Here is a 12,982-nt window from a genome sequence, read left to right as displayed (position 1 = left end):
GCCTGCCATCCCGTCAAGTCGCGGCCTTTGCCCGCTTCTCTTCGGCCAGCTTGTCGGCCAGGTCGCGGGCGATGGCGAATGCGCCCTTGATCTTGTCGGCCTCGCGCGTCCAGTCGCGGCGGATGACGATGCGGTTGTCCTTGACCTTGGCCAGCCCCTTCTGGTCGTTGATGAAGTCGACCAGCCCCTTGGGCGAGGCGTATTTGTCGTTGTGAAAGCGGATCGTCGCGCCCTTGGGGCCGGCGTCCAGCGTGGCGATGCCGGCCTTCTTGCACATCGCCTTGATCCGGACGACCAGCATCAGCGTGTTGACCTCGCGCGGCAGCGGGCCAAACCGGTCGATCAGTTCGGCGGCGAAACCTTCCAGTTCCACCTTGGTCGTCAGCGACGACAGGCGGCGGTAAAGGCCGAGGCGCACGTCGAGGTCGGGGACGTAGGTATCGGGGATCAACACCGGCACGCCAAGGTTGATCTGCGGCGCCCAGTGGCCGTCATCGCTGACAATCCCCTCGCCCACGCCCGAGCGGATGCGCGCGATCTCGTCCTCCAGCATCTGCTGGTAAAGCTCGTAACCCACCTCGCGCATCTGGCCCGACTGTTCCTCGCCCAGCAGGTTGCCCGCGCCGCGGATGTCGAGGTCCTGGCTGGCCAGCGTGAACCCCGCGCCCAGCGTGTCAAGGCTGCCCAGCACGCGCAGGCGTTTCTCGGCCGTCACGGTCAGCTTGGCGCGCGGCTTCGTCGTCAGGTAGGCATAGGCGCGCGTCTTGGACCGGCCGACGCGGCCGCGGATCTGGTAAAGCTGCGCCAACCCGAACATGTCGGCGCGGTGCACGATCATCGTGTTGGCTGTCGGGATGTCGAGGCCCGATTCGACGATGGTGGTGGCGACAAGGACATCATACTTGCCGTCGTAAAAGGCGTTCATCCGGTCATCAAGCTCGCCCGCCGCCATCTGGCCATGCGCTATGATGAAGGTGACTTCTGGCACTTCGCGTTTCAGGAAATCCTCGATCTCGGGCAGATCGGAGATGCGCGGCACCACGAAGAAGGATTGCCCGCCGCGGTAATGTTCGCGCAGCAGCGCCTCGCGGATGGTGATCGTGTCGAACTCGCTGACATAGGTGCGGATCGCCAGCCGGTCGATCGGCGGGGTGCCGATGATGCTCATCTCGCGCACGCCTGAAAGCGATAGTTGCAGCGTGCGCGGAATCGGCGTGGCGGTCAGCGTCAACACGTGCACGTCGGTGCGCAACTGCTTCAGCCGTTCCTTGTGCTGCACGCCAAAGTGCTGTTCTTCGTCGATGATCAGCAGGCCGAGGTTCTGGAACCTTATCCCCTTGGCCAGCAGCGCATGGGTGCCCACCACGATATCGACGGTGCCCTTGGTGATAGCATCGCGCGTCAGCGCCGCATCGCGGGCCGAGACAAAGCGCGACAGCGGCCGGACGGTGACAGGGAAGCCCCGGAAACGTTCGGCGAAACTCTTGTAATGCTGGCGCGCCAGCAGCGTCGTAGGCGCGATCACCGCCACCTGCACGCCCGACATCGCCGCGACAAAGGCCGCGCGAATGGCGACCTCTGTCTTGCCAAAGCCGACGTCGCCGCAGACCAGCCTGTCCATCGGGTTGCCGCTGGACATGTCGTCCAGAACGTCGTCGATGGCCTGCAACTGGTCGTCGGTTTCGGCATAGGGGAAACGGGCAAGGAACTGGTCCCACATCCCCTCGGGCGGGGTCAGTTCGGTGGCGGTGCGCAGGGCGCGTTCGGCGGCGACGCGGATCAGCCGCTCGGCCATCTGCCGGATGCGTTCTTTAAGGCGAGCCTTCTTGGCCTGCCACGCGCCGCCGCCCAGCTTGTCGAGCAGCCCCTCTTCGTGGCCGAAGCGGCTGAGCAGTTCGATATTCTCGACCGGCAGGTACAGCTTTGACCCTTCTGCATATTCCAGCGCGAGGCATTCATGCGCGGCACCCAGCGCCGTGACCACCTCCAGCCCCAGGTAGCGGCCCACGCCGTGATCGACGTGCACGACAAGGTCGCCGGGGCTAAGGCTTTGCGCCTCGGTCAGGAAGTTCTCGGCGCGGCGGCGCTTGCGGGTTTGCCGGATCAGCCGGTCGCCGAGCACGTCCTGTTCGGAAATCACCGTCAGACCGGGCGATTCGAACCCCGCCTCCAGCGGCCAGACGGCCAGATGCACGCCGCGCTTACCCACGCAGGAAAAGTCGCTGACCGGGATTGTTTCGGTGATCCCCTCATCCTCGATCAGTCCGGTCAGGCGTTCACGTGCCCCTTCCGAGTAGGACGCAATGACCACCGGCCCGTCTTCGGCTCGCGCCTTTACATGCGCGGCCAGTGCCCCGAAAAGGCTGATCTTTTCCTGCTGCCGCTCTGGCGCGAAATCGCGCCCGATGCGCCCGCCGGCATCGATCACGCCCGGTCCGGTCGCTTGCTTCAGGGCGACGAACTGCATCACGCGCCGGTCGTGGACGGCGGCCATCCAGGCGGCATCGTCAAGGTAGAGCAGCCCCGGCGGCGCGGGCTTGTAAACCGAATCGACCCGCGTCTTCTGTTTCAGCGCGAACATCCGCGTGTCGTACTGGTCGGCAATCGCGGTCCAGCGTGCCAGCCGCGCGGGCGTAGTCTGGTCGTCCAGCGTCACCGTCGCCTCGGGCAGATAGTCGAACAACGTCTCCAGCTTCTCGTGGAAGAAGCCCAGCCAGTGTTCGACACCCGCGTGTTTCCGCCCGGCGCTGACGGCCTCGTAAAGCGGATCATCCGTGCCTGCTGCGCCGAACTCGATGCGGTAGTTCTGACGGAAACGGGTGATCGCGGCCTCGTCGAGGATCACCTCGCTGACCGGGGCCAGCTCCACCCGTTTCAGCTTTTCGGTGGTGCGCTGTGTTGCGGGGTCGAACCGCCGCGCGCCGTCCAGCACGTCGCCGAACAGGTCCAGGCGGATCGGCCCGCCCTCGCCAGGTGGATAGATGTCGATGATCCCGCCGCGCAGGGCGTAATCGCCCGGTTCGGTCACCGTCGGGCTTTGGGTGAAACCCATGCGCACGAGGTAGGCCCGCAGCGCGGCCTCGTCGATACGCGCGCCCACCTCGGCCTTGAACGCCGCCTCGGCCAGCAGCGTGCGCGCGGGCACCCGCTGGGTCGCGGCGTTCAGCGTGGTCAGCAGCACGAACCGCGCGGGCCGGGCATGGACGAGGGCCGCCAACGTCGCCATCCGCGCCGCCGAGACATCTGGGTTGGGCGAGACGCGGTCATAGGGCAGACAATCCCACGCCGGAAAGGTCATCACCGGCATATCGGGCGCGAAAAAGGCCAGCGCGGCCTGTAGGGCCGCCAGCCGCTTGTCATCGCGCGCAATATGCAGCACCGGGCCGTTCGCCCGGTCGATCTCGGCGAGAATCAGCCGGGCATCAAAGCCCTCGGGCGCGCCGGAAACGGTGATATGCTTGGGATCGGCCATGCGCGCCTAGCTACGCCGCGGCACGGCGGTGTCAACCAAAGCCGGGCATCGCGGCGAGGTTCTGATACATCCCCCACATCGCGGTGATGAAGATCGAGATCATGCCGATGATCTGAACATAGATGCGGTGACGAACCAGCCGGCGATGCAGCGCGTCGCCCTGCAGCCCTTCTGCCTCGATCAGTCGCGCTGTGGCAAGGCTGAGCCCGCCAACCAGTGACAACGGAAAGACCAGCAGGAAGATCGCCTGCGCAATCTCGATCTGATACCAGAAACCCAGACCAGCCAAGGCACTGAGGACGAAACAAACTACGCCAAGCACCCACAACCCCGACACCCGGCCGATGTAAAGCAACCGGTTGACGTTGATGCGCACCATGTCTTCAAGGTCCTGCTGCGCTTGCCCACCTTGCCGCGCGCCGCGCTGGACAAGGTCGAACGGCACCCCCAGCACCCAGTGACTGGTCGAGGACCACAGAACTGCAAGCGCGATCCAGAACCACAGGTTCGAGAACGACCGCATGTCGATGACTTCGAAGATCGTTTTGGTCCAGTGCACGGGGTCGGTCGTTCCGCCTGTTGAAGTCGCGGCACACTAGCGTCCGTTCCTGCAGATGCCCAGACTTGTGACGGCGCGAAATCCATGCGACGCACAGAAGTGTGACCAGAAAGGCCCTGCCCATGCTTCCTACCGTCGCCCCCTTCCCCGACGCCCGCTTTCGCCGCCTGCGGGCCACACCGTCTTTGCGCGCGTTGGTGCGGCAGAACACCCTTTCACCGGCCGATTTCATCTGGCCCGTCTTCGTGATGGCTGGCCATGATGACGAAACACCCGTGGCCTCGATGCCCGGCGTGTCGCGGCTGACGGTGGACCGGGTGGTGAGGGCCGCGAAGCGCGCCCATGGCCTGGGCATTCCGGCGATCTGCCTTTTTCCTTACACCGCGATGGAGGCCCGGACCGAAGATTGCGCCGAGGCCTGGAACCCCGACAACCTGACCAACCGCGCGATCCGCGCGATCAAGGATGCCGTGCCCGAGATCGCCGTGATGACCGACATCGCGCTCGACCCCTACAACATCAACGGGCATGACGGTTTTGTCGTGGACGGCGAGATCGTGAACGACCGCACGGTCGAGGCGCTGGTGAAGATGGCGCTGGCGCAAGCCGTGGCTGGCGCCGATATCCTCGGCCCATCGGACATGATGGACGGGCGCATCGGCGCGCTGCGTCAGGCACTGGAAAGCGAAGGACATCAGAACGTTGCGATCCTCAGCTACAGCGCGAAATACGCCAGCGCCTTCTATGGCCCGTTCCGCGATGCGGTGGGCGCGAGCGCCGCACTGAAAGGCGACAAGGCCACCTACCAGATGGACCCGGGCAATTCCGACGAGGCGATGCGCCTGATCCAGCGCGACCTGATGGAAGGCGCGGACATGGTGATGGTCAAGCCGGGGATGCCCTATCTCGACATCTGTCGGCGAGTGAAGGACAGCTTCGGCGTGCCGACCTATGCCTATCAAGTGTCGGGCGAATACGCGATGCTGCAGGCGGCAGCGCAAAACGGCTGGCTCGATGGGCGCAAGGTGATGCTGGAAAGCCTGTTGTGCTTCAAGCGCGCCGGATGTGACGGGATCCTGACCTATTTCGCACCCGAAGCGGCCGAAATCCTCAACGGTTAAGGCCATTACGGGCAGTTTTTCGCGCGGCATGATCGTGGCGGATGACAGGCCCGACGATACAGCATATAGTTGCGTCAATCCGGCCGGGCACAAGGCCGCGACATCCAGGCATTTTACGAGGCACCCGATGAGCATCCTGACCAGACGACATTTCGCGCTGAGCCTGTTGGCCACGCCTGCCCTTGCCGCCTGCGGCAACGGGATTGGCAGCAATGGTTCGACAGTCATCGACCAGCGTGTCGACCAGACACTGGCGATCATGTACCAGCGCTATCCCGGCACGAAGGACCTTGCCGACAAGGCCGCCGGTATGCTCGTGATGCCCCTGATGACCGAGGTTGGCCTTGGCATCGGCGGCTCTTATGGGCGCGGGGCGTTGCGCGTGGGCCAGACGACGGTGGATTACTACACAGCCACCGGCGGCAGCGCGGGCCTTCAGATCGGCGCGCAGCAATACAGCCATGTGCTGTTTTTCATGACGCAGCAGGCGCTGGCCGATTTCCGGTCGTCGCCCGGTTGGTCTGCGGGTGCGAACCTGGAATATGCCGTGCCCGACCGGGGTGAGACGCTGCTGGCCGACACGACAACGTCGCTCGCGCCGGTGATCGCGGTGGTGTTCGGGCAGCAGGGCCTGCGCATTGGGGCCACGCTCGATGGCACCAAGTACACGAGGATCATCCCCTAAGCGGCTGAAATCAGGCGCGAAGCCGCACACCGTCCGGGTCGAACGGCGGTGCGTCCAGAACAACGCCCCGGTGCGGGCGGCCAAGGATCATCACGTCCACCGCCGCGCCGGGCTCGATCCCCTTGAGATATCCCAACGCCAGGCTTTGGCCCACGTGATAGCCATAGGTGCCGCTGGTCACCCGGCCGACCGGCGTGCCGTCCGGCAGGAAGATCGGTTCGCCCCCGCTGGCATCAGCCACGGTCACCTCGGTGACGTGGATCAGCCTCAGCACTTCACGCGGTGCATTATCCTTGACGCGCAAATAGGCGTCCTTGTTGAGAAAATCCTTTTCCAGCTTGATCAGCCTGTCCAGCTCCACCTCTTGCGGCCAGTATTCGGGGCTGTATTCGCGCCCCCAGCTGCCATAGCCCTTTTCCACCCGCAGCGACATCAGCGCACGGCTGCCGACCGGCCCGCCGCCCGCCTCGCGCGCCGCGTCGAGAAGCGCGGTGTAAAGCCGGACCTGGTCAGCGGCGGCGCAATGCAACTCCCACCCCAGGTCACCGGTGAAAGAGACGCGCAAGGCCAGCACCAGCACGCCTGCAATCTCGATCGAGGCGGAGCGCATGAAGGGGAAATCGGCGGTGGCGAGCGAGGCGTTGGTCAGCCGCTGCAACACGTCGCGCGCCTTTGGCCCCGCCACGTTGAAGCCGCACAGCGCCTCCGTCCGGCTCTCCCATGTCGTCCCCTCGGGCAAGGGCACCATGGCCCAGAACCGCTGGTGATAGCGTTCGGCCATGCCCGAACCGATGACATGGAACTCTTCCACGCCGGTCCGTGTCACCGTGAAATCGCCTGCGATACCGCCACGCACGCCGATCAGCGGCGTCAGGCAGGACCGGCCCACCGCGCGCGGCATCCGGTTGGCAAAGACCGCGTTCAGCCAGTCCTCGGCCCCTGGCCCCGCGCAGCGATATTTGGCGAAGTTCGAGATGTCGATCACGCCAACCGCGTCGCGCAGCATCCGCGCCTCGCGACCAACGCTGTCCCACCAGGGCTGGCGGGTGAAACCGGCGCTGTCGGGTGTCGCGGCATCGAAATAAAGCGGGTGTTCCCAGCCGTAGTTCAGGCCAAAGATCGCTCCCAGCCCGGTCTGCATCGCATGGGCCGGGCGGGTGCGCACCGGGCGGCCCGCCTCGCGCTCCTCGTTCGGGAAATGGATCTTGAAGCGGTTGGCATACTGGTCGGCCACGCGGGCCTTGGTGAACGCCTTGTCGGCCCATGCGCCGAAACGGGCCACGTCCCAGGCGAACATGTCGTATTGCGATTCGCCCGTGGTGATCCATTGCGCCGCCATCAGGCCCATGCCGCCCGACTGGGAAAAGCCGGGGATGATGCCGTTACAGCAGAAATAGTTCTTCAGGTCCGGGTGCGGCCCGTAAAGGACGTTGGCGTCGGGCGACCAGATCATCGGGCCGTTGATCACCCGCTTGATGCCCGCCGTGCCCACCGCCGGCACCCTGTCGATGGCGCGCAGCATGTTGTCCTCGATCCGGTCGAGGTCATCGGCGAAAAGCTCGTGGCCGAAGCCGGGGGGCGTGCCATCCTCGGCCCAGAACTTCAGCTTCTTCTCGTAGGCGCCGACCAGCAGGCCCTGCCCCTCTTGCCGCAAGTAATACTCGCCGTCGCGGTCGGCGACAGACGGAAGGCGGCGGCCCATCGCGGCGATCTCGGGGATGGTTTCGGTCACGAAATACTGGTGCTCTGTCGGCATCAGGGGCAGCGTGATGCCCGCCAGTGCCGCCACCTCGCGCCCCCAGAGGCCCGCGGCATTGACCACCCAGTCGGTGTGAATGTCGCCCTTGTCGGTCCGCACGATCCAGGTGCCGTCGGGCTGAGGAATCGTCGCCGTCACGGGGGTGAAACGGTGGATTTCGGCCCCCCGCGCCCGGGCGCCGGCGGCATAGGCGTTGGTCACGCCGGAGGGGTCCACGTTGCCGCCATCGGGTTCATACATGATGCAGCGGATGCCGTCGAAATTGACCAGCGGGTGCAGCCGTTCCGCCTCGTCACGGCTGACCTCGTGGAAATTCATCTTGTAGAACCGGGCCTTGGCGGCCTGAAGGCGCAACTGGTGCTCGCGCGCCTCGGTCTGGGCGAGGTAGAGACTGCCGGGCTGAAACACGCCGCAGCCCTGCCCCGTCTCGGCCTCCAGTTCCTTGTAGAGGGACATCGTGTAGTGCTGTATGCGGCTGATATTGGTGCTGTCATGCAGCCCGTGGATGTTGGCCGCCGCGTGCCACGTCGACCCGCTGGTCAGCTCCGACCGTTCCAGCAGAACCACGTCGGTCCAGCCCGCCTTGGCCAGGTGATAAAGGATCGAACAGCCGATCACGCCGCCGCCGATCACCACGGCCTGTGCCCGTTCGCGCATTGCATTCTCCCCTGCCCGATGGGCCGACCATGCCGCAGCACGCGGGCCGCGCATCGCCGGAATGCGACATGATCTGGTCAGTCGCCAACATTGTCGTCAGGATCGGGCCGCATCGTCCGACCGACACCCGATGTCGTATCCGGACAACCCGCGCCCCGCGCGCGAGGCCAATTTGGCGGCAGATCTGACTGAAGGGGTTCCCCATGAAAACCACCACCCGCGTTGCGGTCATCGGCGGCGGCGTCGTCGGCTGTTCCGTGCTTTACCACCTGACCAAGCTGGGCTGGTCCGACGTCATGCTGATCGAGCGCAAGGAGCTGACCAGCGGGTCCACCTGGCACGCCGCGGGCGGCTTTCACACGCTCAACGGCGATACCAACATGGCCGCGCTGCAGGGCTATACGATTCGCCTTTACAAGGAGCTGGAGGCGATCACCGGCATGTCCTGCGGGTTGCACCATGTGGGCGGCATCACGCTGGCCGACAACAAGGACCGGCTGGACATGTTCATCGCCGAGCGGGCCAAGCACCGCTACATGGGGCTGGAGACGCAGATCGTCGGGCCCGAAGAAATTGCGAAGATGGCCCCGATCGTGAACCTCGACGGTATCGTCGGCGGCCTTTACGACCCGCTCGATGGCCACCTCGACCCCTCGGGCACGACGCATGCCTATGCCAAGGCCGCCCGCATGGCAGGTGCCATCATCGAGACGCATTGCAAGGTGGTCGAGACCAACCAGCGCCCCGACGGCACCTGGGACGTGGTGACCGAAAAGGGCACTATCCATGCCGAACACATCGTCAACGCCGGCGGCCTCTGGGCGCGCGAGGTGGGCGCGATGGCGGGCGTCTATTTCCCGCTGCACCCGATGGAGCACCAGTACATCGTCACCGACGACATTCCCGAAATCTACAACCTTGGCCGCGAACACCCCCACGTCATGGACCCCGCCGGCGAAAGCTATCTCCGGCAAGAAGGGCGCGGCCTGTGCATCGGGTTCTATGAGAAGAAGTGCCGGCCCTGGGCGGTGGACGGCACGCCGTGGGAGTTCGGGCATGAATTGCTGCCCGACGATTTCGACAAGATCGACGATTCCATCGCCTTCGCCTATCGCCGCTTCCCTGTGCTGGAAACGGCCGGCGTCAAGACCGTGATCCACGGCCCCTTCACCTTTGCGCCCGACGGCAACCCGCTGGTCGGCCCGGTGCCGGGCATGCGCAACTACTGGTCGGCCTGTGGCGTGATGGCGGGCTTTTCGCAGGGCGGTGGCGTCGGTCTGACGCTGGCGCAATGGATGATCGAGGGCGAGGCCGAGCGCGACGTGACCGGCCTAGACGTGGCGCGCTTCGGCAGCTGGATCACCCCCGGCTATACAAGGCCGAAGGTCATCGAGAACTACCAGACGCGGTTCTCCATCGCCTATCCGAACGAGGAAAAGCCGGCCGCCCGGCCGCACCGCACCACGCCGATGTACGACATCTTCGACGGCATGGGCGCGGTCTGGGGCCAGCAGTTTGGCCTTGAAGTGGTCAACTACTTCGCCGAAGGGAACGAGCCGCGCTACGAGACGCCCTCTTTCCGCCGGTCCAACGCCTGGGAGGCCACGGCGCGCGAGGTGAAGGCCGTGCGCGCGGGCGTCGGCATCAACGAGGTGCAGAACTTCGGCAAGTTCCTGGTGACCGGGCCCAAGGCGCGCGCCTGGCTTGACCGGATCATGGCGGGGCGAATCCCGCAGCCGGGCCGGCTGAGCCTCACCCCGATGCTGTCGCCCAAGGGCCGTCTCTGGGGCGACTTCACCGTCTCCTGCCTGTCGGAGACCGAGTTCCAGCTGACCGCCAGCTACGGCGCGCAGGCGATTCACGGCCGGTGGTTCGCCATGAACGCCGAGGACGGCGTGCGGGTCGAGAATATCTCTGACCGGCGCACCGGGTTCCAGATCGCGGGTCCGAAGGCACGCGAGGTGCTGGCGGCCTGCACGCGTGACGACGTGGGCACGATGAGGTTCCTCGACGTGCGGCGCATGGTCGTGGGACAGGTCAACTGCATCATCCAGCGCGTCAGCTATACCGGCGATCTGGGCTTCGAGATCTATTGCGACCCGATGGATCAGCGCCAGTTGTGGCAAACACTTTGGGCCGCGGGCGAACCGCTGGGCATGAAACCCTTCGGGATGCGGGCGATGATGTCGCTCCGGCTGGATCGGTTCTTTGGCTCATGGATGCGCGAGTTCTCGCCCGATTACACGGCGGCCGAGACAGGGATGGACCGCTTCATCAGCTGGAAGAAGAACACCGATTTCGTGGGCCGCGCCGCGGCCGAGGCCGAGCGCGCCAGCCCCCCTGCCCGCAAGCTGATGACGTTCGAAGTTGACGCCGATGGCGCCGACGTGACCGCATATGAGCCGGTCTTTATCGACGATGCGGTGGTGGGGTTCTGCACCTCGGGCGGCTATTCGCACCATGCGGGCAAGTCGATTGCCTATGCGCTGGTCCCCCGCGACAAGGCCAGCGACGATCTGGAGATCGAGATCGAGATCCTTGGGTCGCGGCGCAAGGCGCGGGCTATCTCGACCCCGCTTTTCGATCCAGACGGGGAACGGATGCGCGGCTAAGCCGCCCAGAGGGCCGAAACGAAACGGGGCGCCCGGTTTGCCCGGACGCCCCGCTATTCTTTCATCTACCGCGCGGTTTAGCGCATCAACAGCCGCGCCTCGTGCTTTTTCAGCGACTTGCGGGCCGATTGGTAGTTCTCGATCCCGTCCTTCGACTTCAGGTCGGGGAAGAGTTCAAAGATTTCAGCCCGCGATTCGCCGGCGATGCCCTTGAGCGAGTAGTCGCCCGGCTGGAAGCTTTCCGTCCACGAACCGTCTGACAGCACCACCTCGTGCCGTTCGCACATGAAGTGGATATAGGTCGTCGAGGGCATGTCCACCGCCATGATGCCCGGCCGCCCGGCCAGGTGTTTGGCCGCGACAAGCACTTCGCGCTCTTCGAAGTAAAGCTGTGCACGATCCGAGGCGATCAGCAGCCGGTGGTTGGGCGAGACCAGCATGTCGCGTTCCGGCAGGCCATTGCCCAGCGCGCCGGCCCGGATCAGGATCGGGCGCAGATGCGCGGCCTGCAGAAGTGCGCTTTGCGACATTTCCTTGCGGCCGACCCAGGCGATTTCCTGAAAACCGTTGTCGCGGGTGATCACCCGGTCGCCGACCTGCAGGTCCTCGACCCGCCGTTCGCCCTTCGGCGTCGCGATCAGCGTGCCGGGGGTGAAGCAGGGGATGACGTTCTCGATCTCATGGAATTCCATGGTCGAGCCGTCCTGGAAATGGACGACGCCATCCTCGTTATTGGTGCCCGGGGTGTAAACGATATGATCGACGTTGGTGCCGGTGAGGTTCAGAACGTCCTGATCCTGCTGCGGGTCGTTGTCGGGCGAGCCTTCGCCGCCATAGATCACATCGTTGGCCGCGCCTCCGATGAAGGTGTCAGACCCGTCGCCACCGTAAAGCACGTCGGCATAAGCGGCGCCGCCGCCCGTACCACCCCCCGTACCGCCGCCGGTGCCAGTGCTTGACCCGCCGGTGCCGCCGGTCGTCCCGCCAGGGCCGCAAAAGCTGCCGCTCGTGCCGGAGGAGCTGCCACTTGTACCGCCGCCGGAACCACTTGTGCCGCCTGTCGCACCACCGGTGCCGCCCGTGCTGGAACCGTTCGGGCTGAGGATGAAGGTATCGTTCCCGGCCCCGCCAAAGACGGTGTCGCTGCCAAGCCCGCCATCGATCGTGTCATTGCCTTCGCCGCCATAGACAACGTCATTGCCCTGCCCGGCCTCGATCGAGTCGTTGCCGTCATAGCCGTAGATGATGTCGTTGTTGCCATCGGCGCCGTCGATCGTGTCGCCCTGCGCATCGACATAGCCGGGCAGCATCGTGTCGTCGCCGCTTGTGCCATCGACCGTGCCGTCACCCGCGCCGCCCGTTCCGCCGCCCGTACCACCTGTGGTGCCGCCGCCCGTACCACCGGTCGTGCCGCCCGTCCGACCTGTGGTGCCGGAGGTGGAGCCTGACGTGCCGCCTGTCGAGCCGGATGTGCCGGAGCTGGAACCGGTTGTGCCGCTGGTCGAGCCGGTGGTGCCCGAGGTGGAACCCGACGTCCCGCTTGTCGAACCCGAGGTTCCGGAGGTGGAGCCGGTTGTACCCGTGGTCGAACCCGAGGTCCCGCTGGTCGAGCCAGTGGTTCCAGTGCTGGAACCGGTGGTCCCGCCCGAGGTCATTCCGGTGGTCCCGCCCGAGGTGGTGCCGGCCGTACCACTGGACGACCCCGACGTGCCGCCGGTGATCGTCTCGTAAAGCTCGTGCAGGAACGACCCGCTGGTTCCGGTCGACGATCCGGTGGTCCCGGTCGTGGTGCCCGTTGTCGTCCCTGACGTTCCCGTCGTGGTTCCCTTGGTTCCACCTGCCATAATTCCGCCACCTTCTTCAAAGAGCCCGACCGGCCAAAAAAACAAACGGGATCGTTCCCTGACCAATGGGTCAGGGCCAATGCCGTCGTTCGTGTCAAAGACAGATCGAACGCAGACTATCCCCCGGGAATCTTTGTAATCTGAGAGGGCTTGGTTTCAAATCAGAAACCGAAACGGATGAACAAAGGGCTAGGTTTCGTTCGGAAAAAAGAGACAACTTTGGGCGTCAGGGACCATTGTGTGCGAATCGGCAACGACCAGACGCGGTTTTTC

General features: G+C 65.2%; 7 protein-coding genes. 3 read left to right on the top strand and 4 right to left on the bottom strand.

Annotated features, from left to right (window positions below; all coding sequences use genetic code 11):
* Positions 1 to 13: 13 nt before the first annotated feature.
* Positions 14 to 3,472, bottom strand: a complete 3,459-nt coding sequence (mfd, locus tag GC146_RS12655) for a transcription-repair coupling factor (protein WP_291839099.1) — start codon at positions 3,470 to 3,472, stop codon at positions 14 to 16.
* Between the two features lie 31 nt (positions 3,473 to 3,503).
* Positions 3,504 to 4,031: a component of SufBCD complex gene (locus tag GC146_RS12650; protein ID WP_291839096.1), complete on the bottom strand. Its 528-nt coding sequence runs from the start codon at positions 4,029 to 4,031 to the stop codon at positions 3,504 to 3,506.
* A gap of 122 nt (positions 4,032 to 4,153) precedes the next feature.
* Here GC146_RS12650 and hemB point away from each other — a divergent pair, with 122 nt between their 5' ends.
* The gene (gene hemB / locus GC146_RS12645) at positions 4,154 to 5,152 is read left to right on the top strand and encodes a porphobilinogen synthase (protein ID WP_291839093.1); all 999 of its coding nucleotides are present in this window, start codon (positions 4,154 to 4,156) and stop codon (positions 5,150 to 5,152) included.
* 127 nt (positions 5,153 to 5,279) lie between these two features.
* The gene (locus GC146_RS12640; protein WP_291839090.1) at positions 5,280 to 5,837 is read left to right on the top strand and encodes a lipid-binding SYLF domain-containing protein; all 558 of its coding nucleotides are present in this window, start codon (positions 5,280 to 5,282) and stop codon (positions 5,835 to 5,837) included.
* A 10-nt stretch (positions 5,838 to 5,847) separates the two neighbouring features.
* On the opposite strand, the gene GC146_RS12635 is transcribed toward GC146_RS12640, so the two are convergent.
* Complete coding sequence (locus GC146_RS12635) at positions 5,848 to 8,253, bottom strand: FAD-dependent oxidoreductase (protein WP_291839087.1); 2,406 nt, start codon at positions 8,251 to 8,253, stop codon at positions 5,848 to 5,850.
* Positions 8,254 to 8,456: 203 nt separating this feature from the next.
* Here GC146_RS12635 and GC146_RS12630 point away from each other — a divergent pair, with 203 nt between their 5' ends.
* Positions 8,457 to 10,865: an FAD-dependent oxidoreductase gene (locus GC146_RS12630; RefSeq protein ID WP_291839084.1), complete on the top strand. Its 2,409-nt coding sequence runs from the start codon at positions 8,457 to 8,459 to the stop codon at positions 10,863 to 10,865.
* Positions 10,866 to 10,942: 77 nt separating this feature from the next.
* Here the strand turns inward: GC146_RS12630 and GC146_RS12625 are convergent, their stop codons facing one another.
* Positions 10,943 to 12,709, bottom strand: a complete 1,767-nt coding sequence (locus GC146_RS12625; protein WP_291839081.1) for a Hint domain-containing protein — start codon at positions 12,707 to 12,709, stop codon at positions 10,943 to 10,945.
* Positions 12,710 to 12,982 lie beyond the last annotated feature (273 nt).

Source organism: Limimaricola sp., assembly GCF_016125575.1.
In the GTDB taxonomy this organism is placed as follows: domain Bacteria; phylum Pseudomonadota; class Alphaproteobacteria; order Rhodobacterales; family Rhodobacteraceae; genus WGLM01.
Note: the sequence above shows the minus strand (reverse complement) of the source record. Positions and strands in the feature narration are given on the sequence as shown.